At 57.4% G+C, this 26,519-nt stretch carries 18 protein-coding genes, 1 other RNA gene and 1 pseudogene; 10 read left to right on the top strand and 10 right to left on the bottom strand.

Features of this window, described 5'->3' with window-relative positions; all coding sequences use genetic code 11:
* Window positions 1–11 precede the first annotated feature (11 nt).
* From ACZZZ4_RS12540 to ACZZZ4_RS12585, 10 genes are all read left to right on the top strand, one after another.
* Window positions 12–986 carry a dienelactone hydrolase family protein gene (locus tag ACZZZ4_RS12540; protein WP_463547943.1) on the top strand — a complete coding sequence of 325 codons (975 nt, stop codon included), beginning with the start codon at window positions 12–14 and terminating at the stop codon, window positions 984–986.
* A 162-nt stretch (window positions 987–1,148) separates the two neighbouring features.
* Window positions 1,149–2,144, top strand: coding sequence for a GlxA family transcriptional regulator (locus ACZZZ4_RS12545; protein WP_463547944.1), 996 nt, complete (start codon window positions 1,149–1,151; stop codon window positions 2,142–2,144).
* A gap of 323 nt (window positions 2,145–2,467) precedes the next feature.
* Window positions 2,468–3,157 (top strand): ABC transporter permease, encoded by a 690-nt coding sequence (locus ACZZZ4_RS12550; RefSeq protein ID WP_463547945.1) that lies wholly within the window; start codon window positions 2,468–2,470, stop codon window positions 3,155–3,157.
* Complete coding sequence (locus ACZZZ4_RS12555) at window positions 3,154–4,152, top strand: ABC transporter ATP-binding protein (protein WP_463547946.1); 999 nt, start codon at window positions 3,154–3,156, stop codon at window positions 4,150–4,152. Before ACZZZ4_RS12550 ends, ACZZZ4_RS12555 begins: the two co-directional genes overlap by 4 nt.
* Window positions 4,153–4,154: 2 nt before the next feature.
* On the top strand, window positions 4,155–4,823 hold the full coding sequence (locus ACZZZ4_RS12560) for an ABC transporter permease (protein WP_463547947.1): 669 nt from the start codon (window positions 4,155–4,157) through the stop codon (window positions 4,821–4,823).
* 42 nt (window positions 4,824–4,865) lie between these two features.
* On the top strand, window positions 4,866–5,759 hold the full coding sequence (locus tag ACZZZ4_RS12565) for a glycine betaine ABC transporter substrate-binding protein (RefSeq protein ID WP_463547948.1): 894 nt from the start codon (window positions 4,866–4,868) through the stop codon (window positions 5,757–5,759).
* A gap of 538 nt (window positions 5,760–6,297) precedes the next feature.
* Window positions 6,298–7,404: an endonuclease NucS domain-containing protein gene (locus ACZZZ4_RS12570; protein WP_463547949.1), complete on the top strand. Its 1,107-nt coding sequence runs from the start codon at window positions 6,298–6,300 to the stop codon at window positions 7,402–7,404.
* Window positions 7,405–8,176: 772 nt separating this feature from the next.
* On the top strand, window positions 8,177–9,724 hold the full coding sequence (locus ACZZZ4_RS12575) for a type I restriction-modification system subunit M (protein WP_463547950.1): 1,548 nt from the start codon (window positions 8,177–8,179) through the stop codon (window positions 9,722–9,724).
* Window positions 9,721–10,998, top strand: a complete 1,278-nt coding sequence (locus tag ACZZZ4_RS12580) for a restriction endonuclease subunit S (protein ID WP_463547951.1) — start codon at window positions 9,721–9,723, stop codon at window positions 10,996–10,998. Before ACZZZ4_RS12575 ends, ACZZZ4_RS12580 begins: the two co-directional genes overlap by 4 nt.
* Window positions 10,999–11,013: 15 nt before the next feature.
* On the top strand, window positions 11,014–14,196 hold the full coding sequence (locus ACZZZ4_RS12585) for a type I restriction endonuclease subunit R (RefSeq protein WP_463547952.1): 3,183 nt from the start codon (window positions 11,014–11,016) through the stop codon (window positions 14,194–14,196).
* A gap of 124 nt (window positions 14,197–14,320) precedes the next feature.
* Here ACZZZ4_RS12585 and ACZZZ4_RS12590 read toward each other — a convergent pair whose 3' ends face one another.
* The 10 genes and pseudogenes from ACZZZ4_RS12590 to ACZZZ4_RS12635 all read right to left on the bottom strand — a co-directional run bounded on the left by ACZZZ4_RS12590 (window position 14,321) and on the right by ACZZZ4_RS12635 (window position 26,449).
* A complete protein-coding gene (locus tag ACZZZ4_RS12590; RefSeq protein WP_463547953.1) occupies window positions 14,321–14,596 on the bottom strand; it encodes a hypothetical protein in 276 nt (91 codons plus the stop codon).
* Window positions 14,593–15,573 carry an integrase domain-containing protein gene (locus ACZZZ4_RS12595; RefSeq protein WP_463547954.1) on the bottom strand — a complete coding sequence of 327 codons (981 nt, stop codon included), beginning with the start codon at window positions 15,571–15,573 and terminating at the stop codon, window positions 14,593–14,595. Before ACZZZ4_RS12595 ends, ACZZZ4_RS12590 begins: the two co-directional genes overlap by 4 nt.
* 942 nt (window positions 15,574–16,515) lie before the next feature.
* A pseudogene (locus ACZZZ4_RS12600) lies at window positions 16,516–17,771 on the bottom strand (integrase domain-containing protein).
* A gap of 187 nt (window positions 17,772–17,958) precedes the next feature.
* Window positions 17,959–18,346: a transfer-messenger RNA gene (ssrA, locus tag ACZZZ4_RS12605) on the bottom strand.
* Between the two features lie 98 nt (window positions 18,347–18,444).
* Complete coding sequence (locus ACZZZ4_RS12610) at window positions 18,445–18,723, bottom strand: hypothetical protein (protein WP_463549273.1); 279 nt, start codon at window positions 18,721–18,723, stop codon at window positions 18,445–18,447.
* 119 nt (window positions 18,724–18,842) lie between these two features.
* Window positions 18,843–21,662 (bottom strand): FAD-binding and (Fe-S)-binding domain-containing protein, encoded by a 2,820-nt coding sequence (locus ACZZZ4_RS12615; protein WP_463547955.1) that lies wholly within the window; start codon window positions 21,660–21,662, stop codon window positions 18,843–18,845.
* Window positions 21,659–22,330, bottom strand: coding sequence for a LutC/YkgG family protein (locus ACZZZ4_RS12620; protein WP_463547956.1), 672 nt, complete (start codon window positions 22,328–22,330; stop codon window positions 21,659–21,661). Before ACZZZ4_RS12620 ends, ACZZZ4_RS12615 begins: the two co-directional genes overlap by 4 nt.
* A complete protein-coding gene (locus tag ACZZZ4_RS12625) occupies window positions 22,327–23,784 on the bottom strand; it encodes a LutB/LldF family L-lactate oxidation iron-sulfur protein (RefSeq protein WP_463547957.1) in 1,458 nt (485 codons plus the stop codon). Before ACZZZ4_RS12625 ends, ACZZZ4_RS12620 begins: the two co-directional genes overlap by 4 nt.
* Window positions 23,781–24,605 (bottom strand): (Fe-S)-binding protein, encoded by an 825-nt coding sequence (locus ACZZZ4_RS12630; protein WP_463547958.1) that lies wholly within the window; start codon window positions 24,603–24,605, stop codon window positions 23,781–23,783. The genes ACZZZ4_RS12625 and ACZZZ4_RS12630 overlap by 4 nt, the downstream gene beginning before the upstream one ends.
* Before the next feature lie 149 nt (window positions 24,606–24,754).
* Window positions 24,755–26,449 carry a lactate permease LctP family transporter gene (locus ACZZZ4_RS12635; protein WP_463547959.1) on the bottom strand — a complete coding sequence of 565 codons (1,695 nt, stop codon included), beginning with the start codon at window positions 26,447–26,449 and terminating at the stop codon, window positions 24,755–24,757.
* Between the last annotated feature and the right edge of the window lie 70 nt (window positions 26,450–26,519).

Below are 26,519 nucleotides of genomic sequence, written 5' to 3' on the forward strand. Positions count from 1 at the left end.
ATCACTCAGAAATGACGAAAATTACAACAAGAGACATCAACTTCAGCGTCAACTACGGCGATGAAACACTCAGCCTCAAAGGCACGGTCTTTCAACCGGAACAACACGACGCGCAATCGCAAAAACTGCCACCGGTAATTTTCAACTCCGGCTTCACCGGCGGAGTCACGATGTACGGCCAGTTGTTCGGTCGCGCCCTGGCGGCCCTTGGTTATCGGGTCATGACGTACGACGTGGCCGGTTTCTTTTCCAACAAGCACATCCGTAACACCATCGAGTCAGGCGACAAGGTCATCACCAACGTCATTCTCGAAGACCAGAAAGATGAAGTGTTGGGGGCCGTTGCCTGGGCACGGGCGAATTTCGGTGAGATGCCGGTGGTCGCGTCGTGGGCGATGGGCTCGGTGGCCAGCCTTGGAGCGGTGGCTGAACTCGCGGCCGCCGGCGCTGAACAGATCCGCTTCTGGGTGCCGATGAGCTACACCAACATCCGCAAACTGCAGGCCTTGCGCGCAGATCCGGCGGCGGCCGATGCGGCCATTGCCAAACTGGCCGATGACGCGCCGATCCCGCCGTTCGACACCGGCACCGATGAGACCCGACTCGGCTACTACCCGCTGGATCCTGAAACCCAGGCCTACGTCGACCAGCAACTGGGCGGCTACACCGAAGCGGGCGGCGCGGACCGTTGGCCGGGCTGCACCCACGTGACGGCGAAATCCTACACGTCCTATGTGCACTATGACCCGGAGCAATCCATCGAAGGCGCAACAGGCTTCCCGCCGGCGTTGATCATCCACGGCGCTGACAATACTTTGCACATGCCATCGGAGTCCGTGCGTCTGCATCAAAACTATCCGGGCGATGCCGGCCCGCATGCGTTGATCATTTCCAGGATGCAGCATGGTCAGCAGAATCAGGCCGACCACCCGGTGTTCAAATCGATGATCCAGAGCATCGACCAAGCCATCCGCGCACGGGCCTGATCCGCTCGCCATTCGCCTGCGAGACCTCGGATATCGGGGTCTCGCAGCGATTCCCCAGCCTCGCGACGCTTGTTCCTGTCTGGCTGAATGCGTGCCCAGCCCCTAACATGCGGGTCGAAAGCCGTTCGCTCGAACGGCTGGCCTCCATGAAAGGATCTGGCGATGACAGCCCCCATTGATTCAGCGACGTCTGTGAATAACTCGACGACCAAGCGAATCGGGCTGCTGATTCTTCCGCAGTTCTCCATGATGGCGCTGGCGGGTGCCAGCGAGCCTTTGCGTGCGGCGAATCGGCTGTCCGGCAAAACGCTGTATGACTGGACCCTGCTGACTGAAACGGGCGGACCGGTCTGCTCCAGCAGCGGCATCGAAATCCACACCGTGCCGGTTGATCAGGCGCCGGAACTGGATCGCGTGTTTGTCCTGGCAAGTCTGGACATCGAGCATCAGAAGCCGCCGAAAATATTGCGTTTCCTCCAGCGTGCTGCTTCGCGCGGAATCACTGTAGGCGCACTCAGCACCGGCACCTTCATCCTCGCCCGCGCCGGATTATTGGAAGGCAAGCGCTGTACGTTGCACTGGGAATCCATCGGCCAGTTTTCCGAAGAATTCCCGACCATCGAAGTCACCCGGGAGCTCTACGTCAACCATGACAACCGCTGGACCTGCGCCGGGGGCACGGCGGCCATTGACCTGATGCTGGCGCAGATCGCGCTCGATTTCGGTAATCAGCTCGCGGCAAATATCGCCGAACAATTTCTGCACGCCCGGATACGTGCGCCGGAAGAGCATCAGCGAATGTCGATCCAGTGGCGGTTCGGCATTCACGATCGACGGCTGACCGCCGCCATCGCGTTCATGGAAAACAATCTGGAAAACATCGTCGGCATTGAAGAAATTGCCGACCGCTGCAACCTGTCCCATCGGCAACTCGAGCGTCTGTGGCACCAGCACTTCGGCATGACGCCGAAAAAGTTCTATCTGGAGCTGCGGTTGAATGAAGCGCGCCGATTGCTGCGGGAGAGTACCCAGCCCATTGCGTCGATTGCCTACAGCTGCGGGTTCGTTTCGGCATCCCACCTGGGCGCTGCTTACCGTCGTGTCTGGGGCTGTACGCCCGGAGAGGAGCGGCGGAAATTTGATGATGCGCACTCCTGATTTTGTTACACGGAACATCCACCGTAAAACTTCAGAACCTCTAATCCGGCAAAATCCCATAGCTAGCTAATGACTCGGCCTGCCGAGCTGAGAACTCTGGCGAGTCTTTTCATTTGGCGATTGCGCCTGCAGCCATTTGCCATCCATCCAACGCCCTGCACTTCATGCATTCTGGGTGCGTGACGTCGATTTTTTGATAGAAATCGTCGAACTCCAAGCTCAGAGTGCTTGCACCGGCGCGGTACTGTTTCGTCCACACACGGCGTTCACTCCAGATGCGCGACCGATAAAAACAACAATGACGTACAGAAGGCACAACCCTCATGGAAACCTTGAGTTTCATTCTGGAAAACGCGGGGCTGATCGGTCTGCTACTCGGCCAGCACCTGCTCATCGTGGCGATAGCGGTGGGGCTGGCAATTCTGACCGGCGTGCCCGTCGGCATCGTCATCTCACAGCACCCCAGAACACGCCGTTGGGTCCTGGCCTTCGCCGCCGTGCTGATGACCATTCCCTCCGCCGCGCTGTTCGGGCTGATGATCCCGGCGCTGTCGCTGATCGGCTATGGGATCGGCGTGGTGCCGGCGGTCATTGCGCTGTTTCTCTACTCCCAGTTGCCGATCATCCGCAACACCACCACGGCGATCGCCAACATCGACCCCGCGTTGCGTGAAGCCGCCATCGGCATGGGCATGTCGACCGGGCAACGACTGCGCAAGGTTGAGCTGCCGATTGCGGTGCCGCTGATCATGGCGGGTGTAAGGATGGCCACCGTGATCAACATAGGCATTGCAGCCATCGCGGCTTATATCGGCGCCGGCGGCCTGGGCAGCCTGATCATTCGCGGCATCGCGCAATCGGATACCCGACAGCTACTGGCCGGTGCGATCGTTATCAGCGTCATCGCCATCGCCGCCGATTATGCGCTGTACGGCTTGCAGCGCTTGCTGACGCCCAACGGCTTGAACAAGAACAAACTGGCCACCGGCCGATTGAAGGAAGCGACGACGTGATCCAGATCGAAAACCTGAACAAGCAATTCGGCGCTATCACGGCGGTAGAAGATGTCTCATTCAATGTCGAAGAGGGACAGATCTGCGTACTGCTCGGGCCGTCGGGCTGTGGCAAAACCACGACGCTGAAAATGATCAACCGACTAATCACGCCGACGTCCGGCACGATCAGAATCAACGGTCGCGACACGTCCGAACTGGACAGCGTCACCCTCAAACGCTCCATCGGCTATGTGATCCAGCAAGTCGGCCTGTTCCCGAATATGACCGTTGAGGAAAACATCTGCGTCGTGCCCAATCTGTTGGGCTGGGACAAGAGCAAAAGCCGCAAGCGCGCCGCCGAGTTGCTGGAAGTGGTCGCGCTGGATCCGGCGAAATTTCTCAAGCGCTATCCCTGTGAGCTGTCCGGTGGGCAACAACAACGCATAGGCGTGGCGCGGGCGCTGGCGGCGGATCCGCCGGTAATGTTGATGGATGAGCCTTTCGGTGCGATCGATCCGATCAACCGCGAAGTGATCCAGGACGAATTCATGCGCATCCAGCGCCTCGTCAACAAGACCGTGTTGTTCGTCAGTCACGACATTGATGAAGCGGTGAAGATGGCCGACTGCGTCGCCCTGTTCCACAACGGCAAAATCCAGCAGTTCGGCAGCTCGGATGATTTGCTCGCCCGACCCAACAGCGACTTCGTGGCGAACTTCATGGGCGGCGATCGGATCATGAAACGCTTGCGCCTGCTGCGCGCGGCGGACGTCGTCAGCAAAATCGCGCCACGCGAACACATGCAGATCGTCGGTAGCAACAGCGCCATCACCGCGCACTCGCACCTGATCGTCAAACCAGGTGATGACCTGCGCCAAGTGCTCTCGCAACTGCTCGGTCGCGGCCAGGACTGGGCGCTGTGCAACGACAGCGACGGGCGCTTTCTCGGCTATGTGCACCAGGCAGACATTCTCGCGCGCCTGGTTGAAAACATCACTCCGGCGGTGCACTGACGATGGCGGACTTACTCAACCGATTCTGGCAGGGGCTGCAGTTCTACTGGGGCGACATCAGCTACCTGACCGTCCAGCATTTGCAGATCGTCGCCGTCAGCGGAGTGCTGGCCATCGCCATTGCGCTGCCGTTGGGTGTGTGGATGAGCCGCCCGGCGAACCAGCGTTATGCCATGGCCAGCATGCAGGTCCTGAACGTGGGGCAGGCAATTCCCAAACTCGCGCTGCTGGCGTTGGCCATGAGCTTGATCGGCGTCGGCAGCGGGGCAGCGATCTTCGGCTTGTTTGTCGCGACCTTGCTCCCCGTCGCGGTCAACACCTACGAAGGCTTGCGCGCGGTGCCGCAGCATCTGGTCGAAGCGGCCGAAGCCATGGGCATGACGCCACGGGAAACGCTGTGGAAAGTCGAAATTCCCAACGCGCTGAACGTGATTTTCGCCGGCATCCGTACCGCGCTGGCGATCAACGTCGGCACCGCACCGCTGGCCTTCCTCGTCGGTGGCGGCGGGCTGGGCGAGCTGATCTTCACCGGCATCGACCTCAACGACTTCGGCATGATGCTCGCCGGCGCCGTAGCGACCGCGCTCCTGGCGATTGCCGTCGATCTGGGCTGCGGCTTGATTCAGCACGCTGCAGTCTCCCGAGGCTTGCGCATGGCCGGACGCCAATGAATCCGAACACCCTTCACCTAAATCAATAACATGAGGTGCACGATGATTTATCGAATACTGGCCAGTCTGATCTTCAGCTTTAGTCTCGTTGCCGGTGTTGTCGGCAACGCTTCCGCCAACACCACAATTGTCGTCGGCGGCAAGAAATTTACCGAACAACAACTGGTCGCCGAAATGACCGCACAACTACTGCGCGCCAACGGGTACAAGGTCGATAAACGCGCAGACTTGGGCTCATCGGTACTGCGCGCGGCACAAGAGAACGGTCAGGTGGATGTGTATTGGGAATACACCGGCACCTCCCTGATCACTTACAACAAAGTCACCGACAAACTCAGCGCTGAAGAAACCTACAAAAAAATCAGCGAACTGGATGCGCAAAAGGGCATCACCTGGCTGAACCCTTCCAAGGCCAATAACACCTACGCACTGGCCATGCGCAAAGTGGACGCCGAAAAGGATGGCGTCGTCTCGATCAGCGATCTGGCGAAAAACATCGAAGCGGGTAAAGCCTACAAGTTTGCGTCGAATGCTGAGTTTTTCTCACGTCCTGATGGTTTGCGTCCTCTTCAGGAGGAGTACGGGTTTGAATTCGAGCGCAAGAACATCGTGCGCATGGATGGCGGGTTGACCTATCAGGCGCTTAGGGATGGTCAGGTTGATCTGGCGTTGGTGCTGTCTACGGATGGGCGGATACCGGCGTTTGGTTTTGTGGTGTTGAAGGATGATAGGGGGTTCTTTCCTGGTTATGCGTTGACGCCGGTTGTTCGGACAGAGGTGCTTGCGGCGAATCCGAAGGTTGGGGAGTTGCTGAATGCGCTGTCTTCCAAGCTGGATGATGAGACGATTGCGGGGCTTAATTCGCGGGTGGATGTGGGGCGGGAGTCGATTGAGGGGGTGTCTAAAGCGTTTCTGCAACAGAGCGGTTTGCTTTAGTTGGGCTGTTGTGGCGGTGAAGCCACAGGGTTTCAGCATGACTGTCAGGGTCGGCTAACTATCGCTAGCCTGTTTTTATTCTGCTTGTTTGGTGTTTAGCCAAGACTCGCCGGACGGATTAAGTATCGCTCAGGTCAGAAAAAATTATTGTAGGCGGATAGTTGGTCCAGACTTCCCGACAAGGATGGCTTACGCCCTGCTGGCAGCTATATCGAGCGCTTGTGGGGTAGCCGCATTTCGGCCTGACTTACACAAGGTGACTTGGGCGGACACTACGGCGCCGTAGTCTTTTTATAGAGTCTGGAAAATCGGCTCATTCCATCGCGGCCTGCGCACGAAGAGAAATACTCCCGTTGGGCTTATCTTTCAAGATTTTGTCCTGCCCGGGTTTGCCTTCCTTGATGATACCGTCGGTAACGGCGTCGTCAGAAGCGTAACTTCCACGATGGCCAGGCTCTGACGTGCCCGAAGAACAGCTATCAACGCCTCTCTGATCCATGCTTCACTAGCGCCAACCATAGCGATCAAGGAATGCTCCGTGCCCATCAAAACCGACGTTTGGACCGTTGGCTCTGCACCAAAAAAGCTGTACCAAAGCCAATTGCCAAGCGAGCAGCTTTTAGAGGAAATGATCGTCAACTCGCCGAGTATTCTGTCCGAAGAATGGATGCTCATAGGACGGCAAGAGCTTACAGATGCGGGTGGGCGCATCGACCTGCTAGCTGTCGCGCCTGACGGCAGCCTTGTGCTGATTGAGCTCAAACGAGACCGCACCCCTCGCGAGGTGGTTGCTCAAACACTCGATTACGCCGCCTGGGTAGATGGCCTGACCGAAAGCGATATCGCTGCGATTTATCAACGTTTCCGTCCAGGGCAAAGCCTCTCTGTCGACTTCCAAACACGTTTCGGCCGTGTGCTGGATGACGATGAGCTGAATGCCAGCCATCAGTTGATAATCGTCGCCACAGAGTTGGATGCGAGTAGCGAGCGGATCGTGCAATACCTTAGCAAGCGCGACATCCCTATCAACGTGCTTTGCTTCCAGGTCTTTCAGGCAGGCGAGCAGCAATTGCTGAGTAGATCTTGGCTGCTTGATCCAGTGCAGACCCAAGTGAATGCCGCGTCTGCCAGCCAAGGGCTGAGTGAGCCTTGGAATGGCGAGTTTTACTGCTCATTTGGAGACTCGGATTCACGCTCATGGGTCGATGCTGTGGAGTTCGGGTTCATATCCGGCGGTGGAGGTTCCTGGTACAGCAAGACCCTCCAGCTGTTGTCCGCAGAGGACCGTGTGTGGATCAATATCCCCCAGCAAGGTTATGTGGGGGTTGGACGCGTGCTTGGCCCTGCTGTCGCAGCAAAAGAATTCAAGGTGATTAAGGATGGCGAGGAGCGACCGGTGATGCAAGTCGCGGTCCGCGCCAACTATCACGCCGAATTCATTGATGACCCTGAGCACTGTGAATATTTCGTCCCGGTCCAGTGGTTGCAAACCGTTCCGGTTAGCCTGGCGGTTCGTGAGATCGGAATGTTCGGGAATCAAAATACGGTTTGCCGGCCCAAGACGCCGAAATGGAGAGCAACTATCGAGCGATTGAAGGAGCGTTTTCCTCAATTCGATGATATGGCCGCAAGTGAGGTTGTGTAATGGTGACGGCCAAGCTTTGGGCTCGATTCGAGCTCAGGGCATCATCAACAGCGCCGCGTCATCCAGCAGCGCTTTGGTCAGCGCACAGAGATATTACCCTGCCCATATAAAAGCTCGCTTAGGCTCCATCAATTCCTCTATGGTCAGGTCTCTACCCGAATGGCTGGAGCTCGAAACATCTCAGACCGCAAAGCGTTAGAGCTCGCGCTTTTACTGGATTTCAGCCACAAAAAAAGACGCCCTAAGGCGTCTTCTTCGTCGAGTTGGTGGGCCGGGGTAATCTGAAAACAGTCGGTATCTATCTGTTTTGGCTGGTAAATTATTTTTTGGCCAAATTGCTTGGAATACCAGTTGGAACGCTGCATGGTCTGGATTCCGATGGACGGTGCTTTTGGAGAACCGGCTCCAAATATGAATTGGGGCCGAATCTATCGCGAATCGATTTGTCGTGCTTGGTGCGTTCATCCGGAGAGGTCACTACCTTACCGTCACGTACTACCTGATTTGGCCCGATGGTCACCCAGAGGTAGGTGGGCGGGCCAATTATTCTGATTGGCAGCAAACGAATCTAAACGATGGTTGGTAGCGGGCCGGCGTCGATCCAAAGCTGCCGGTGACGAACGGCAGCATTTGGTCCAAATCGGTCCTTATGAAGAAGCGGTACCGATCAGCATTCAGAAAACCCCTGCAACACTGATCGATTTTTAAGCCACTGTAGTAAGCTTCTCGCATTTTTAAGCACTGTCGAGAGAAGACTTTGGTCAGCGGAGATGTGGAAAAGCGTTTGTGGGCTGTTGCAGACCAGCTATGGGCCAACACGGGCCTGAGGCCGGGGGAGTTTTCCGTTCCTGTACTCGGGCTGATATTCCTGCGATATGCCGAGAAGATGTACGCCGCTGCAGAAGAGAAGCTAGGACCACTTGGCTCTGGTGGACGCCGTAAGGTCAGCAAAGACGACTACCTCGCTGAGGGTGTGATCTTCCTGCCAGAAAAGGCTCGTTTCTCTTACCTGCAGACCCTCACCGAAGGCGATGTCATCGGGCTGGCTATCAACGAAGCCATGAAGGCCGTCGAAGAAGAGAACGTCGATCTCAAAGGCGCGCTGCCTCGCAACTACGTCCAGCTTGGCAACAAGGTGCTGCTGGAGCTGATCAAGCTGCTCGGGCCGGTTGATCTCAGCGGGGACGCTTTCGGTAAGGTCTACGAGTACTTCCTAGGCAACTTCGCGCTGAAGGAAGGACAGAAAGGCGGCGTCTTTTACACCCCCGAGGCCATCGTAAAGCTGATCGTCGAGATCATCGAACCGTTCCACGGACGTATCTTCGATCCGGCTTGTGGTTCCGGCGGCATGTTCGCCCAGTCGGCTGACTTCGTGAAACGTCACCACAAGAGGGCGATGGAAGAAATCTCCATCTTTGGCACCGAGAAAGAGCAGGTTACGGTCAACCTCAACAAGATGAACCTAGCTGTGCATGGCCTATCGGGCGATGTGCGTATTGCCAACACCTACTACGAAGACCCACATGAGTCTGTTACTCGTGATGGCGGTCGCTTTGACTTCGTTATGGCTAATCCGCCATTCAACGTATCGGGTGTAGATAAGGAGCGTCTTGACGGCGATCTGCGGTTCCCGTTCGATATACCGAAGACCGACAACGCCAACTACCTCTGGATCCAGCTCTTTTACGCATCGCTGAACAAAAAAGGACGCGCTGGTTTTGTTATGGCGAACTCGGCAGGTGATGCTCGGGGTAGCGAGCAGATTATCCGGCAGAAGCTGATTGAGAGCGGCGCTGTCGAGGTAATCGTGTCGGTTGGTTCCAACTTCTTCTACACAGTAACGCTACCTTGCACGCTGTGGTTTTTTGATCGGGCGAAAGAACGTGATGCGGAGCGAGCAGACAAGGTTCTGTTTATCGATGCTCGCCACATCTACCGGCAGATCGACCGAGCGCACCGTGACTTCAAACCTGAGCAGATCGAATTTATTGCCAACATCGTTCGGCTTTATCGAGACGAAGCCCCAGAGTTAGAGCAGGGAAGTGCTGAGTTACTTGCCGAGAAAGGAATGGGCGATGGTTACGTGGATGTGCCAGGGCTATGCAAGGTTGCTTCTCGCGAGCTAATCGAGTCTCAGGGCTGGTCGCTGAACCCTGGGCGCTATGTGGGGGCTGCTGCAAGAGAGGTGGAGGATGTGGACTTCACTGAGCGACTAGAGGAGTTGGCCGAAGAACTGGAGGTTCTGAACGCTGAGTCACGAGAACTCGAGTCGAGAATTGCAGATAACATCGCAGTGATCTTCGATGGAGCATCCGCATGACTGTAGGTACTTCTTGGAAGGAGATTACTCTAGAAGATCATGTTGACTTAGTAGTCGGGTACGCGTTTAAAAGCTCCGGCTATACAGACGAGGAAAGCGATGTGCGTCTGCTGCGTGGAGACAATGTTGCTCAGGGAGAACTGCGTTGGGATAAGGCTAAAAGATGGCCTGTCGCTGACTACCAGAGATACGAGGCGTTTCATCTTAGGGAGGGGGACATAATTCTCGCGATGGATCGACCTTGGATCAGTGCGGGCCTAAAGTATGCCAGAGTTAAGCGCAAGGATACTCCCGCACTCCTTGTTCAGCGAGTAGCGCGTCTTCGTGGTACTGAAAGTCTTAAGACAGACTATCTGCGTTGCGTTATTGGTAGCACTGATTTTACCGACTATGTTCTCTCAATTCTGACTGGCGTAAACATTCCGCATATAAGCGCAAAGGATATTAAGAGATTTAGATTTTTGCTGCCTCCAGTGGAAACTCAGGAAAGGATCTCAAGAGTTATAACGAGTTACGACGACCTAATCGAAAACAACACGCGTCGCATCGAGATTCTCGAAGAAATGGCGCGGCGCTTGTATGAGGAGTGGTTCGTTCAGTTCCGCTTTCCGGGGCACGATGGGGTAGAATTCAGGGAAAGTGAGCTTGGTTTGATTCCTGAGAGGTGGGGTGTTGTTAAGTTAGAAGAGGTTTGCGACCTAATTACTGATGGAGCACATAAAAGCCCTCCGACTGCGGAGGCTGGGATGCCCATGGCTTCGGTTAAAGATATGCATGACTGGGGTGTTGATGTCTCGAAGTGCAGAAAAATATCTCAAGCGGATTATGATGAGCTTGTAAGGAATAACTGCAAGCCGATGGTTGGCGATGTCTTGGTTGCTAAAGATGGAAGCTACCTAAAGCACATCTTTTCGGTCGAGAAAGATCAGGATTTGGTACTGTTGTCGTCAATTGCCATTCTTCGTCCAACCAATAAGTCCGTATCGGATCTCTTGGTTTGTTTACTTAGGCACCCTGAGACTATAGCCAGAATGAAAGGCTGCGTTTCTGGTGTTGCAATCCCCAGGATAATTCTGAAGGACTTTAGGAAGTTCCAAGTTGTGCTTCCGAACCAAAGTCTTCAAGACGCATGGTTAGCTATTGCAAACCCATTGATGCGCTTATGCCGTAAGCTAGTAGATAAGAACGCTAACCTCCGAGCCCAAAGAGACCTGCTACTTCCCAAGCTAATCTCCGGTGAGATCGACGTATCCGATATCCCCATGCCGACCTAAAAGGAGTTCAGGCGCATGAGTCCAGCAGCACCGCATTCGCACGACTATTCTGAGGACACGCTGGTCGAGCAGCCAGCCATCGCACTGTTCGAGTCTCTCGGCTGGGACACTGGGAACCTCTACGCAGAGTGGACAGGTAGTTCCTCCAGCGAAGGTCGACAGACCCAGCAGGATGTGGTGCTGGAGGGGCGTCTGCGGGCTGTTCTAAGTAAGCTCAATCCTGATCTACCCAACGAGGCCATCAATGTGGTGGTCGAGGAATTGGCTCGAGATCGCTCCAAGCTGCTGCCGGTCAATGCCAATCAGGAGGTCTACCGGCTGCTGAAGGATGGGGTGCCCGTCTCGGTTACCGATGAGCATGGACACAATACGCTCAAGGTGGCCAAGGTCATCGACTGGAGCAATGTTGAGGAGAACGACTTCTTCCTCGCGTCCCAGTTCTGGGTGAAGGGGGACTACCACACCCGGCGCACTGACTTGCTGGGCTTCGTGAACGGTATCCCACTCTTGTTTGTTGAACTGAAAGCGACGCACAAGACACTCAAGGCCGCCTACGACGATAACCTCACCGATTACCGCACGGTCATCCCGCAGCTCTTCACCTACAACGGTGCACTGATGCTGTCGAACGGTTCCCAGACGGTGGTGGGTAGCACCTTCTCTCCGTGGGAGCATCTGTTCGAGTGGAAGCGGATCAACGACGAAGGTGAGAAGGGGGTGGTCTCCCTTGAAACGGCGATCCGGGGTATCGGTGAGCCTTCAAGGCTGCTGGACATCGTTGAGAACTTCACCGTCTTCGAGGACGTGGCTGGCGGTGTAATCAAGAAGATCGCCAAGAATCACCAGTACCTAGGGGTCAATAAGGCCATCGCTGAGGTCTGGCGTATCAAGGATCGGCCCAAGGATCAGGCTGGGCGGCTTGGTGTGTTCTGGCATACCCAAGGGTCAGGCAAGTCTCTATCGATGGTCTTCTTCGCTCAGAAGATCCTGCGCAAGATCCCAGGTAATTGGACCTTCGTGATCGTCACCGACCGCAACGAACTGGACGAGCAAATCTACAAGACTTTCGCCGTTACAGGTGCAGTGGGCGAGGTTGAGGCACATGCCACTAGCGGTGCTCATCTCAAGCAGTTGCTCAGTGAGGATCACCGCTACGTCTTCACGCTGATTCAGAAGTTCGGCACGAAGAAAGGCGAGGTCTATCCGCAGCTCTCGGATCGCCAGGACATCGTTGTCATCACCGACGAGGCTCACCGTTCCCAGTACGACACCCTGGCTATGAACATGAGGACGGCTCTTCCCAATGCCGCCTTCCTGGGCTTCACCGGGACGCCGCTGATGGCTGGCGAGGAGAAGACCAAAGAGGTCTTTGGAGACTACATCTCCGTCTATGACTTCGGCCAGTCCATCGCGGACGGTGCCACGGTTCCGCTCTACTACGAGAACCGCATTCCCGAGATGCAGCTCATCAACGAAAGCCTCAACGAGGACATGGCGGCGTTACTCGAAGAGGCCGAACTGGATGAGGACCAGGAGCGCAAAGTCGAGCAGGTCTTCGCTCGTGAGTACCACCTGATCACCCGAGAGGATCGCCTGGAGGCCATCGCCAAGGATCTGGTGAACCACTTCGTTGGTCGTGGTTACCAGGGCAAGGCTATGCTGGTATGCATTGACAAGGCCACTGCCGTCCGCATGTACAACAAGGTTCAGGATCACTGGAAGACCTATCTGGCTGATCTGAAAGCTCAGCTCGCAAAGGCTCCCAAGGAGCAGCTAGAGGAGTTGCAGCACAAGGTTCAGGTGATGACATCGACCGACATGGCGGTGGTCGTCTCCCAAGGTCAGAACGAGGTGAAGGAGCTAGCCGACAAAGGGCTGGACATTCTTCCGCACCGTAAGCGCATGAACGAGGAGAACCTGGGCGAGAAGTTCAAGGACTCTAAGGATCCTCTGCGGTTGGTCTTCGTGTGCGCCATGTGGATCACCGGCTTTGATGTGCCGTCTTGCTCGACTATCTACCTCGACAAGCCGATGAAGAACCACACCCTGATGCAGACTATCGCTCGGGCCAACCGGAAGTATCCCGGTAAGGAAGCAGGGCTAATCGTCGACTATGTAGGTGTCTTCCGAAAGCTGCAGGAAGCCTTGGCGATCTATGGCGGGGCTTCTTCTGGTGAAGGTGGTGAGGGAGAGCCGATCAAGAACAAGGCCGAGTTGGTCGAGTACTTGAAGCATCTGCTTGCAAGGGGGATCTCGTTCCTGTCCGAGCATGGTGTGAATGCCCAGACCATCAAGGATGCTCAAGGCTTCGAGAAGGTGGCCAAGCTGGATGATGCTGTTGAGCAACTCATTGCCAATGAGGAAACCAAGAACAGCTTTATGAGTCAGGCCCGGATTGTGTCTCGGGTCTACAGAGCGATTCTTCCCGATCCTGATGCCAATGAGCTCGCTCCTGACGCTGTGCTGATCTCCGTGATTGCCCAGAAGATCAAAGCATTGGCTCCACCCGTCGACATCTTGGATGTGATGCAGCAGGTTGAGGAGTTGCTGGATCGCTCCATCGCTCCGGTGCCTTACATCATCAAGGACGACGATGATCAGCCCCTGTATGACCTCGGCCAGATCGACTTCGAGAAACTTAAGGAGAAGTTCAATCAGGGGCGCAAGCGCACCGAGGCCGAGAAGCTCCGGGCCTTGCTGAGCATGAAACTGGAAACCATGCTGACTGAGAACCCCACTCGCAAGGACTTCATGGAGAAGTTTCAGAAGCTGATCGATGCCTACAACTCAGGCAGCATGAACATCGAGGTGTTCTTCAAGCAGTTGGTGGATCTTACTGCTGATCTGCAGGTCGAGGATCAACGGGCTATCCGCGAGAACCTCTCTGAGGAAGAACTAGCACTGTTCGACATACTGACCAATCCAGTGCCTGAGCTTGCTGATAAGGATAGGGCGCTAGTGAAGAAGGTCTGCAAAGAGCTTTTGGAAACGCTGAAGGCCGAGAAGCTGGTGCTGGACTGGCGGAAGAAAGACAGGGCCAGGAGCGATGTACGGCGTACTCTAGAGATTGTTTTTGATCGAGGCTTGCCTGAGAGCTACGACGAGGGGATTTACAACGAAAAGTGCGAACTGGCCTTCCACCACATTTTCACGAGTTACTACGGGGCTGGTGAGAGCGTGTACTCGGCTGTCCGGTAAGGCATTGGAATGAATCGTATTTAGTTATGCAGATAGTTCAGTCCTGACGCTGCCTCTGCACGAGAGGGCGGCTTCTGGCCGTTAGCCGACTCAGCGAAAATGGGACGATAGCAGCCGGTCTCACTCATCGATTGAACTTCCATGCTTTTTGTAAACGACGAGTGAGCAGCCGCACTGTCAGCAAGTAGTAATACCGCGTTGCATCGCTGCGTTGATTTATGCGATGTTCTAGAAACCAAGCCAAATGTTTTTTCTGCCAAGCCCAAGGCGTCTGTCGTTGCCAGCGCTCTGAGATTTCATGTTGGATGATTCTCGCTTGCCGCAAATGGCGTTGTTGTGTGGAATACGATCCGGTCAGCACCGCAGCCAAGAACAGCTCCATATCAAATACCTTATTCATCTGCGACCACCTACGTAGGCAGCGACAACGTCGATCCGACCGTGCCCCAGCTCATGGCCGATTTGCCGTCGGGCTTCACGATCAAGGTTTCTATCTGCCAAGGAGCATTGGCCACCGTTGATAGGCGCGCGATGTTGGGTGATTTGCTCATAGCGCTTACACGCATACGCCGCTCGCAGCTCATGGAAGCCTTTGAGGATGTGTGCATGCAGGATGTCCCGCGCAGGGCGGATGATTTCTTGCAGAAGATTCAGGTAGCTTTCGTGTGGCGCAAGCAGGTTGCGGCTACCCGCAGGCGACACTTGCCGTGCAAACCCAAGTGCACCTCGAACATAGCCATCCACCGCAATCCAACGTGGCGCCGAGGCGCCGGCGCGGCCGCCTTTGGTGCCATCCTGAATGTTAATCCTGCCTAAATCCTTAGCCTCACGGCTTAGCCGTGGCAGGTCAGCCAAGATAGCCTCACGCAAGCGCATGCCGGTGGCTCGCGCCAACAGAACGATCGCTGCCGCTCGTAGCTGATGACAGCTGCAAAGCGCATCGACGATCTGCTTAACCTGTTCGCGGTCTTGGCCTTGCGGCACTGATTGTCGAACCCCGGTGCGCTGCATACCTAACGCCTTACTCGGACTGGGCAACTTCACGTACTGATCACCGCGAAGCGCTGCCATGGTCCTGTTAACGCTGGATAGGCGGTTTTGCGCGGTGCTGACGGCGAGATCACCGCGCTTAACTATGTCGCGCAGATACGCTGCGTAGTCGGCCAATACCTTTCGATCAATTTGCCGCGCATCATTGATACCGGGTCCTTGTTCGGAGCGGCACCACTTTACGAATGCCTGCCACCGATCACAGTGTGCCCTCACTGTGCCGTAGTGACCGCCGCCGAACATGTCTTTGAGCGCCTGCGGACCTGCGTAACTCAATTGCCTGCCGTAGCCGAAATTGCGGCCATCTCGCCTACCCACCAATGCCATCACAATCACCTCATCTGCCGTTCTCCGATCCTCGCCCCACGTCATCCCGCCAAGAATGCTGAGTGTTATCAGGGATCAAGGCCCCTGCGACCTGTGGGGAATGTCCTCTACGCGGGACTGGCGGCTCCTTACGTCCGGGAGCAAGGGCATCTCATGATCTGGCCTCCTGAGTACCGTTGCCGGTGGGCGGGTAGAGGCAGTGCTGGCTGACAAAACCAGCACCTGAAGATCCTGAGCCGGGTGAACGCAGCAATGCGATGACCGGGGCATACCTGACTGTCAGTCAGGTGCAGTCCATTCCTTGGTCTGCGGTACCATCATCTACAGCGCTGTTGCTGGTGACATCGGCGTTTGTCACGCCGATTGTCACGAGGGGGAATGCCGCAAAGCCTTGTGCGATCAGGGCTGCAGCAGTGGTAGAAGTGCCCGTCTCTTTCCAGAAGAAAGAGACGGGCACAGGTTGGTGCAGTATTCGGCCAAGCGGATAGGTTGCTGCAGGGCAGCGAGGTACGGTGTATCTGGCGCACGAGCGCTATATGTGTAAGACCATCACATGGGTAGTGACCGTACGAGCTGCCGGATGCGAATCGTACTTGGGCTGAACCACCGCGGGAGCGGCGTGACCTTTAAGGCTCGGGTCACCTAGGGTGCTGTCATCGACAGCCTTTGCACGGCCAGTTCTACGCCTGTGGATAAACCCGGTCAAGGGCCGAAATTAAGCGCCCTTGAGGACGTGAAAAGCGGTTATCCATCGGTGGAATTCCGTGGTAAATCCCGGACAACGTCGTGGCTTTTAGCTCTTCAAAGTGAGGTCCATCCAAACAGGGCGGCTTTGCAGCCCTGTTTGGATGGACCCGCGCTGACAAGCGGATAAACGAGGCTGCTTTCCCTGAATCTTGAGCGCTCAGTTGCTGTCGCCGCCGTTATTGCGCCTGTAAAGCGCTAGCGGATCGGCACCACGTTCTTGTCTCTGACGTGGCCATATGCGGAGACGAGTAGGCTGCCGGTGGCGGCTTTCTGAATGTACTCACTCCACCACTCCATCATCGGTCGTCGGCGCTCGATGTAGTCGGCTCGGTTGTAGGCGCTCCGCACCTCATCCTTGTCGACATGCGCCAGTGCAACCTCAATAAGCTCCGGGTCCCAGCCATGTTCATTCAAGATGGTGCTGGCCATCGAGCGCATGCCGTGGCTCACCAACCGATCCTGGAACCCCATGCGTTTTAACGCCATGTTGGCGGTCTGGCTATTGGCGTGCGTGCGCGGATTTCTGTCTGCCGGGAAGACGTATTCGCGATGGCCGCTGTGGGTCTTCAGTGACTCCAACAGTGCAAGAGCGTGGTCACTCAACGGGATGCTGTGCGGACGGCGCTTCTTCATCCGCTCTGCTGGGATGGTCCAGACACGCCTTTCAAAGTCGATGTCTGCCCAGCGAGTGGTCGCCGCCTCGGCGGGGCGAGTCATCGTGTGCAACTGCCATTCGATCAGGCAGCGGGTGGTACGTTTGATGCTGGCGTTCGCGATCTCCAGCATGAGCTCCGGGAGCTCTTCGGGTGGAAGCGCAGCCATGTTCTCTTTTTGGGCTTCTTGAAGACTGCCCTGATGCCGCTGAGCGGGTTGGCGAAGATCAGGCCGGAGTTTACGCCGTAGGTCATGATCTCGTTTAGTCGCTGGCTGAGACGCTTGACCGTTTCCAGGCTGCCTTTCGCTTCGATTGGACGAAGCAATGCGATCACCATCGGCGCGGTGATTTTCGCAAGTGGTGTCGTCTTCAAATCGGGGAACACGTGCAGTGTCAGCGACCGCCAGATGTCCTCGGCGTAGGCCGGGGTGACCGAGTCCTTTTTAAGCTCGAACCAGGCGGTGGCCACGTTCTCGAAGGTGTGTTCCGTTTCTGCGCGCTTGGCTTCATTCAGCGTGTTGCGCTGCACCTTCGGATCGATGCCCTGGGCGAGCAGCTCGCGGGCTTGAACTGCCATCTTTCGTGCGTTCGCCAGTGACAGTTCGGGATAGGTCCCGAAGCCGATGTTGATGCGCTTCTTGGTCACCGGTTCTCGGTAGTTGAAATTCCACAGCAACGAGCCGTTGCTGCGTACGCGGAGCTGCAAACCGTCACCGTCAGTGAGGACGTAATCCTTGGACGCGGGTTTGACTCCCTTGAGCTGTCGATCGGAGAGGCGGAGGTTTTGGGCAGGCATGAGATTGTCCTCAGGCACTGATTCGGTATTCCAAAGATTAGCACCGCATGGGCTGGAATACCGTCTGGAATACCCGAATGGCTGGAACTCAAAAAATCTCAAAAGACCGCAAAAGCGCTGTAAGCGACGGATTTACTGGATCGCAGGCACAAAAAAAGACGTCCGTGGACGTCTTTTTTTGATCATTTGGTGGAGCCGGGGGATTTGAACCCCCGTCCGCCAGTACTCCGCTGTCGGTACTACATGCGTAGCCGTGTCTATTAAGTTAACCCTCAGCGACCCGACGGGCAGGGTGCTTTGGGCGAGTTGTGTAAGTTTTAGCCGCTTCGTCCACAACGTACTGCACGGCGATTCTGTTCTATATGACAATCATTTCGGGTTTACAGACATCCCCTGATGATTGCTGGACCCGAAGGTACCAGGAGCATTGTCAGCTGCAATTAAGCAGCGAGAGCAACACCGTATTGGTCGTCATTGGCAACTATAAGTAGTTGCAACAGTGGATTTACGACTTCTGTTACCAAGTCGGCATGCACCTAGAGTTTCGCAACCGGCGTCGAATCCTAAACGGCCCCGAACTCATTGCCCGGTAAATCTGATCGGGCAACAAGCGTGCACAGTGTACGTCAATCTGCCGACGAGGCCAACCCGCAGGTTGGCCCGTCAGTCTGGATCAGTTGTTGGTGCCGGTGTTTTTACGTAGCTCAACGATGGTTTGCGACGTTTCGGCAACGCAGTCGTCGATTTTACCTTGGGCTTTCAGCGCTTGGGCCTTGCTCACGCTGGTTTCGGCGCGCTGGCTCAGTTCTGGCTTCGCTGACAGCTGAGCTTTCATACCATTGATGGTTTGAATATTGGCATCGCACAGATCGGCAGGCTTGTCTGCGGCGAACGAAGTGGACGCCATCATCGAGGCAGTAACGAACAGACCTAACAGTACAGAACGCTTCATGTGTATCTCCTTGAACTGAGGGATCCAAGCTTCGCTGACCGCTGGGCGAGCCACCGAATGGAGGAAAAGCCCCGATTTGTCGGGGCCTGTTCTGTGGATTGCCGTCTCGCTCAAGAGTTCTATTTTTCTTCAGACGACTTTGCCCGCGTCACCCGATCCACCAGATAAACCAGCCCGTGGTAGTCGATGCCACCATGCTGGGTCAGGCCGATTTCGCAGGTGCGGCTGGTAGAAATCCCCTCGCTGCAATGCTGCACCGCATCCTTGAGCGTACGCAGCGAATGGCTGTTCAGCTCCGGTGTGGTGAAGCCTTTGTCGCCGGCAAATCCGCAGCAATGTATGCCTTCGGGAATCACCACGGTGTTGCTGCATTTGCGCGCCAGATCGATCAGCGCCTGGCTTTCGCCCAAGTGCTGAGTGCTGCAGGTCACGTGCACGGCAATCGGCGCTTCCTGGGGTGTGAAGTCCAGACGATCCAGCAGATGCGTACGGATGAAGCGCACTGGATCGTACAGATCCAGCCGCGTTTCGCCGATGTCTTGAATCAGTCGCAGCGTACACGGGCTGGTGTCGCAATAGATCGGGTCGAGGCCGCCGCGGCTGGCGTGGAGCAGGGCGCTGATCAGTTCCTGGCGCTTGTGCTCGGCCTGTTCGGCGTAGCCCTTGGAGGCGAACGGCTGACCGCAGCAGAGGTTGTCCTGGTTGTCGGGAAAGACCACCTGGTAACCGGCCTTTTCCAGCAGGCCACGGGTTTTGTCGTACAGCGACATCTGTTCCTTGTCGCCCGCCGCCGGACCCATCACCCGCGACACGCAAGCCGCCAGATAGACCACGCGCGGGCGCTCGTCCGCCACGCTCGGGCTGAAGCGAATGGCTTTTTCCGGCTGTGGCATGGCGTTGGTCCACAGCGGCACCTGGCCTTTGGACAAGCGCGTCAGCGTCGCCGACAACTTCGCCAGACGCGGCGCACCGAGCATCATTCGCGCACCGTTGGCGACGTGCAGAGTGAAGCGCGCGCCTTGCAGGGTCTTGGCGAAATTTCCTTCGATCCAGTCAGCGGTTTTCTGATGCGTGGCGTTTCGGCCACGGAGCTTTTTCACCAGTTCGCCGGTGTTGATGCCTACAGGGCAGCGTTGCGCGCACAGGCCGGTCGCGGCGCAGGTGTCGATGCCTTGGTAGTCGTAGGCTTTTTCCAGTTCGGTGGTGTCGACGCCGGCGCGTTTTTTCGCCTGGATATCGCGCCAGATCACGATGCGCTGGCGCGGGCTCAGGGTCAGGCCTTTCGATGGACAGACCGGTTCACAAAAGCCGCATTCGATGCACTTGTCGACAATCTCGTCCGCCGCCGGCAGCGGTTTCAGGTGCTTGAGGTGGATCTGCGGATCTTCGCTGAGCACCACGTCCGGATTGAGAATGCCGCTCGGGTCGAGCAGGCGTTTGAGCTGCCACATCAGTTGATAGGCGTCGCTGCCCCATTCCAGTTCCACGAACGGCGCCATGTTGCGGCCGGTGCCGTGTTCGGCCTTCAGCGAGCCGCCGAACTCCACGGCGACCAGTTGCGCGACGTCGTCCATGAACGCTTGGTAGCGTGCGATTTCTTCCGGGCTGTTGAAGCCTTGGGTGAAGACGAAGTGCAGATTGCCTTCCAGGGCGTGTCCGAAAAGGATCGCTTCGTCGTAGGCATGTTTGTCGAACAGCTCGATCAGGCGATTGACGCCGATGGCCAGTTGTTCGACCGGGAAGGTCACGTCTTCGATGATCACGGTGGTGCCGGTTTTGCGCACGGCGCCGACCGCGGGGAAGGTGTCTTTGCGGATGGCCCAGAGGCGGGCGTTTTCCACCGGGTCTTCGGTGAAGTCGACCTGCTTCTCGACGGGGAAATCGCGCAGGGACGCCATAATTTGCGCCAGTTGTTCCTGCAGCAATGTTGACGAAGCGGCGCGGGATTCGATGAGCAGCGCGCAGGCAGTTTCCGACAGCCGCTGTACGAAAGCGGGCATGCCTTTTTTGTCTTGCACCGAGCGCAGACTGCGTCGGTCGAGCAGTTCCACGGCGGATACCGGTTGGCTTTTCAGCACGGTCACCGCGTTGCAGCAGGTTTCGACATCAGGGAACACGATCAGCGCCGAGGCCTTGTTCGGGTGATCGATGACGGTGTCGTAAGTCACCGCGCTGATGAAGCCGAGCGTGCCTTCGGAGCCGACCAGCAGGTGGCTCAGGATATCCACAGGCTCGTCGAAATCCACCAGGGCGTTGAGCGACAGGCCGGTGGTATTTTTCAGACGGTATTTGTGGCGAATTCTCGCGGCCAGCTCGGCGTTGGCGCGGGTCTCGCGGCCTAAAGTCGCCAAGCGTTCGAGCAGTTCTCCGTGGCTGGAGCGAAATGCCGCGACGCTGGCAGGGTCTTCGCTGTCGAGGCGCGTGCCGTCGGCCAGCACCAGACGAATCCCGGCCAGGGTGTGATAGGTATTCTGCGCGGTGCCACAGCACATGCCGCTGGCGTTGTTGGCGACGATGCCGCCGATCTTGCAGGCATTGATCGACGCCGGATCCGGGCCAATTTTGCGTCCGAACGGTGCCAGCCAGGCGTTGGCCTGCGCGCCGATCACGCCCGGTTGCAGGCGGATCTGCGTGCCCTGGCCGCGAATCTCGCGGGCGTTCCAGTTATCCCCGAGCACGATCAGCACCGAGTCGCTGATCGCCTGCCCGGACAGGCTGGTGCCGGCGGCGCGGAAGGTCACCGGCACCTTCTCGCGCTGGGCCAGGTGCAGCAGCGCCACCACTTCGTCTTCGGACTCGACGCGGATCACCAGTTTCGGGATCAGCCGATAGAAACTGGCGTCGGTGCCGAAGGCCAGGGTCGACAGCGGATCGTCGAAGCGCCGATGTGCTGGAATCAGTTGCTCGGCATCACGCAGGAAAGCGGCAGGAAGACTCATTGATCCTCCAGAATCAGCACGACCAGATCTTTCGGGCCATGCGCGCCATACGCCAGGACCTGTTCAATATCGGCAGTCTTCGACGGGCCGGAGACCAGCAGCGCATTGGTCGGCATGCCTTGTGCCCATTCGAATTCCTGTTGCACCTGATAGAAGTTGTCGCGGATTTCGCTGGCCTTGAGCAGGGCGAAATGCACTGGCGGCACCAGGCTCATCAAGCGCGGTTCTTCACGGGTAGGCCAGATGATCAGGCTGCCGGTCGCGGCGATCGCGCCGAGGGTGCCGGTGAGGCTGGCCGGGGTGTCGTTGAACAGCTCGGCTTTCCACTCTTCCATCGGGCGGTCGTAGGACTTCAGTTCTGGCAGCTCGAGATTGTTCGCCCAGTGCTGTGTGATGCGTTGCCCGTGCGGTGTAGTCGGTGCGATCAGCAGGCTCGGCAATTGGCGGTCGCGCAGCAGTTGCGAGAGTAATGCCGGCCACTCCTCGGCCGAGGTCAGGTGGATTTCGGTGTGCACCGCTTCCATCAGTTTGCGCAATTGCGGGATGCGTTGCTCGGCGCTGTAGGTGTAGGGCTGGGTGACCAGGTCGACATCGAAGTTGTCGGTGATCGGCGTGGTGCCGGTCAGACTTTTCCGCAGCTTGCCGAGGATATTTTGCTTGGCGCTCATCGACGCTCTCCCTGTTTGCCCAGATGCTCGCGGGCCATGTCATGCAACGAACGCGCGGCCGGTTTTGGTGCGCTGTGGTTTTGCGTCCAAGGGCCGACATTGCTCGGCGTGAGGGCGCGCAGGCGCGTGGCGAAAAAAGCGAACAAGCGGTACAGCGTTGGCGAGCTGTTGAGTCTGGCCCAGGCGTTCCAGATAAAACGCTCCTTGCGCGAATACTTGCTGCCCTGGCCGCGCATCACCTGATTCGGCGCGTCCGGGGCTTTGACGTTTTCCTCGCGCAGACGGCGCAGGATGGCGGGGATCGGAATCTTCACCGGGCAGACTTCACCGCAGGCGCCGCACAGTGAGGACGCGCTCGGGTGGTCCGGAACCTTGGCCAGGCCGACCATGTGCGGGGTGATGATTTTGCCGATCGGCCCCGGGTAGACCTCGCCATAAGTGTGGCCGCCGACGCGGGTGTAAACCGGGCAATGATTCATGCAGGCGCCGCAGCGGATGCAGTTCAGGGTCTGGCGCAATTCACTGTCGGCGAAGGCCTGGCTGCGACCGTTGTCGAGCAGGACCAGATGCACTTCCTGCGGGCCGTCGAGTTCATGTTCCTTGCGCGGGCCGGAGATCATGTTGACGTAAGTGGTGATCGGAATGCCCAGCGCCGAGCGCGTCAGCAGTGACAGCAGCGGCACCACGTCGCGCAGGTTTTCCACGACTTTTTCGATGCCGGTCACGGCGATATGTACCGGCGGCACGGTGGTGGTCATGCGCCCGTTGCCTTCGTTTTCCACCAGCAGCAGGGTGCCGGTTTCGGCCACGGCGAAGTTGACGCCGGAGACGCCGATGTCGGCCTCGAAGAATTTCTGCCGCAGGACCCTGCGACCGATCTGAATGAGTTGGTCAACGTCCTTGGTGTATTCCACGCCAAGTTTGTCGTGGAACAAGGACGCGACCTGACCGGCGTTCTTGTGGATCGCCGGCATAATGATGTGTGAAGGCTTCTCGTGGTCGAGCTGGACGATGTATTCCCCCATGTCGGACTCCAGACATTCAATGTCCCGAGCCTCGAGGAAATGGTTCATCTCCATCTCTTCGCTGACCATCGATTTGCCCTTGATCACTTGCCGCGCCTCGTGAGCGCGGATGATCGAGAGGACGATGCCATTGGCCTCGTCCACCGTTTCCGCCCAGTGCACTGTCACACCGTTGCGGGTCAGGTTCTGTTCCAGTTGCTCGAGCAGGTCGGGCAACTTGGACAGCGCGCGGGCCTTGATCGAATTGCCCAGTGCGCGCAGGTGTTCTCTTTCGTGGGCATCGCTGAAAGCCGCTGCCCGCTTGGTCATCAGTGAATCCATGGCAGTGCGGAAGTTGTTCCGCAACTGCTGATCACCCAAGGCATTGTGTGCCCGGGTGCGGAAATCTTCTTCTACGGCGACCGTAGGAATAATCGTCGAGGTGCTCATTGTGCACCTCCGGTTCGCTGCCAGAGAAAGCTCGCCAGATGTTGCCCGCGTAACGCTTGCTGCTGTTTCTCCAGCGCGCCGTTGATGTTCATCAAACAGCCGCAGTCGGCACTCAGTACCTTGTGCGCGCCGGACTCCTTCAGTGCGCGGGTCTTGTCAGCCACCATCGCGCCGGAAATGTCTGGCATACGGACGCTGAATGTTCCGCCGAAGCCACAGCATTCGCTTTCGTGGTCGTGATTGACCCGCTCCACATTGCTCAACTGCGCCAACAACTCGCGGCCGTGCAGGTGGGTATTCATTTCGCGGCGTGCCGAACATGAGGTGTGCAGCGCGACTTTCACCGGTGCGCCGCTGTCCTTGAGCTGCACCTTGCAGACGAACAGCAGAAACTCGGCCAGTTCATAAGTGCGCGCTGCGAGAGCCTGCACCTGTTTCAATGTTTCCGGCTCGTCCTTGAACAAGTCGGCGTAATGCTCACGCAGCATGCCGGCGCAGGAACCCGACGGCACCACCACCGGATAATCTCCGGCAAACAGCGCCAGTTGCGAGCGCGCTACCGTCCGCGCCTGCTCGGTGTAACCCGAGGTGTAAGCCGGTTGGCCGCAGCAACTCTGCCCTTGCGGATATTCGACCCGGATCCCTTCGCGCTCCAGCAGATGGATCGCGTCCATCCCGGCTTCCGGGTAGAACAGGTCGACCACACACGTGCCGAACAGGTAGACCCGCGACGGTTTTTCGCTGGGGTATTGCCGAGGTTCGGGCAGTGGCGGTGCCACGCGGGTCGCGTTCGGCACAGCGTTGTAAAAAAGCTCGCTCATCAGGCGTGTCTCCGGGTGGGCCCGGTTATCCGTCTGCTGCGGCTGCCGAATATAAAGCGCGTTGCTTTCAGCAGCCTTACAGACCCGGTGGTGAATTGCTGACGCCGGATCACGGGCCGGCGTCGGTTATTTCCGTCTTTCTTGTAGGTTTAGTGCACCAGCATGCCGGTGAACCAGTAGGCCTGAGCCAGGGTGATCAAACCGACAATCGTTGCAAAGAATAGGCTGTGCTTGAGGGTGAAGCGGAACAGATCCGATTCCTTGCCGACCAGACCGGTCGCGGCGCAGGCCACGGCGATCGATTGCGGCGAGATCATCTTGCCGGTCACGCCGCCGCTGGTATTGGCCGCCACCAGCAAAGTGTCGTTGACGCCGATCTGGTGGGCGGTGGTCGCTTGCAACGAACTGAACAGCGCGTTCGACGAAGTATCCGAACCGGTGAGGAATACGCCCAGCCAACCGAGGAATGGCGAAAAGAACGGGAACGCCGCGCCAGTACCCGCCAGCACCAGGGCCATGGTCGAGGACATACCGGAGTAGTTGGTGACGAAGGCGAACGCCAGCACCATGCCGATCGACAGGATTGGCCAGCGCAGTTCGTAGAAGGTCTCTTTCAAAGTGGTCAGACCAGTCTTGAAATTGATCTTCAGCACCAGCATCGAAATCAACGCGGAGAAGAAAATCGCGGTTCCGGTGGCGGAAATAGGGTCGAGTTTGAACACTGCTGGAATGGCGGTCGGATTGGCCACGATCGGCGCATTCTTGATCACCAGTTGATCAAGGTGCGGAATCGCGAAGTTGAACACCCAGCCGTACATCGAGCCGCCGGCAGCGAACATCGCTTTGAAAGGCTTCAGCGTCCAGATCGTCACCAGCACAGTGAGGATCAGGAACGGCGACCACGCCTTGAAAATTTCCCCGAGGCTGTAGGGCGAAGCGACGGTGGTGCGCTTCTGGCCGAAGCCGCCGACGCTGGCGCTGACCACCGAAGCGGATACGGCGCCAACGATGTGCTGGCCGGCGGCGCGACGTGGTTGCCAGACCTTGAGGAACAGGGCCAGGGAAATCAGGCTGGCCAGTGCCGAGGTGATGTCCGGCAGTTCCGGGCCGATGAAGTTGGAGGTGAAGTATTGGGTGATGGCGAAACTCAAGCCTGCCACCAGCGCGGCCGGCCATGTTTCCCGCACGCCGCGCAGGCCGTCCATCATGAACACCAGCCAGAACGGCACGAACAGCGACAGCAGTGGCAACTGGCGACCGGTCATGGCGCCGATCTTGAAGGCGTCGATGCCAGTGACCTGACCGGCAACGATGATCGGAATCCCCAGTGCGCCGAACGCTACCGGCGCGGTGTTGGCGATCAGGCAGAGACCGGCGGCGTACAGCGGATTGAAGCCCAGTCCTACAAGCAATGCGGCAGTAATCGCTACCGGCGCGCCGAAACCGGCGGCACCTTCCAGAAATGCACCGAAGCAGAAACCGATCAATAACACCTGCAAGCGCTGGTCATCGGTGATCGACAGGACCGAGCTGCGGATGACCTCGAACTGACCGCTTTTCACCGTCAGTTTGTAGAGGAACACCGCCGCGACAATGATCCAGGCAATCGGCCACAGACCATAAGCGAAACCATAACCAGCGGCGGCGAAGGCCATGTCCACGGGCATCTGGAAGGCGAAAATCGCCACGGCAATCGAAAGTGCGAGGGTGATGCTGCCGGCCACGTGGCCTTTGAGGCGGAACACCGCCAGGGCGAGAAAGAAGAACACGATGGGAATGACGGCTGCGAGAGCGGAGACGCCAAGACTGCCGAGCGGGCTGTAGAGCTGTTGCCAGGTTTGCATAGTGGGGTGGCCCCTAATTGTTGTTGGTCAGGCACTGTGAGCAATCTTGGATAATTGGTAAGACCAATTT

It is taken from the genome of Pseudomonas sp. AC252 (genome assembly GCF_979258105.1).

Excerpts from the sequence above, each read along its gene's own strand:
- ACZZZ4_RS12540 (WP_463547943.1), top strand. The coding sequence starts at position 12 with ATGACGAAAATTACAACAAGAGACATCAACTTCAGCGTCAACTACGGC.
- ACZZZ4_RS12545 (WP_463547944.1), top strand. The coding sequence starts at position 1,149 with ATGACAGCCCCCATTGATTCAGCGACGTCTGTGAATAACTCGACGACC.
- ACZZZ4_RS12550 (WP_463547945.1), top strand. The coding sequence starts at position 2,468 with ATGGAAACCTTGAGTTTCATTCTGGAAAACGCGGGGCTGATCGGTCTG.
- ACZZZ4_RS12560 (WP_463547947.1), top strand. The coding sequence starts at position 4,155 with ATGGCGGACTTACTCAACCGATTCTGGCAGGGGCTGCAGTTCTACTGG.
- ACZZZ4_RS12565 (WP_463547948.1), top strand. The coding sequence starts at position 4,866 with ATGATTTATCGAATACTGGCCAGTCTGATCTTCAGCTTTAGTCTCGTT.
- ACZZZ4_RS12580 (WP_463547951.1), top strand. The coding sequence starts at position 9,721 with ATGACTGTAGGTACTTCTTGGAAGGAGATTACTCTAGAAGATCATGTT.
- ACZZZ4_RS12585 (WP_463547952.1), top strand. The coding sequence starts at position 11,014 with ATGAGTCCAGCAGCACCGCATTCGCACGACTATTCTGAGGACACGCTG.
- ACZZZ4_RS12590 (WP_463547953.1), bottom strand. The coding sequence starts at position 14,596 with ATGAATAAGGTATTTGATATGGAGCTGTTCTTGGCTGCGGTGCTGACC.
- ACZZZ4_RS12595 (WP_463547954.1), bottom strand. The coding sequence starts at position 15,573 with ATGGCATTGGTGGGTAGGCGAGATGGCCGCAATTTCGGCTACGGCAGG.
- ACZZZ4_RS12610 (WP_463549273.1), bottom strand. The coding sequence starts at position 18,723 with ATGAAGCGTTCTGTACTGTTAGGTCTGTTCGTTACTGCCTCGATGATG.
- ACZZZ4_RS12615 (WP_463547955.1), bottom strand. The coding sequence starts at position 21,662 with ATGAGTCTTCCTGCCGCTTTCCTGCGTGATGCCGAGCAACTGATTCCA.
- ACZZZ4_RS12620 (WP_463547956.1), bottom strand. The coding sequence starts at position 22,330 with ATGAGCGCCAAGCAAAATATCCTCGGCAAGCTGCGGAAAAGTCTGACC.
- ACZZZ4_RS12625 (WP_463547957.1), bottom strand. The coding sequence starts at position 23,784 with ATGAGCACCTCGACGATTATTCCTACGGTCGCCGTAGAAGAAGATTTC.
- ACZZZ4_RS12630 (WP_463547958.1), bottom strand. The coding sequence starts at position 24,605 with ATGAGCGAGCTTTTTTACAACGCTGTGCCGAACGCGACCCGCGTGGCA.
- ACZZZ4_RS12635 (WP_463547959.1), bottom strand. The coding sequence starts at position 26,449 with ATGCAAACCTGGCAACAGCTCTACAGCCCGCTCGGCAGTCTTGGCGTC.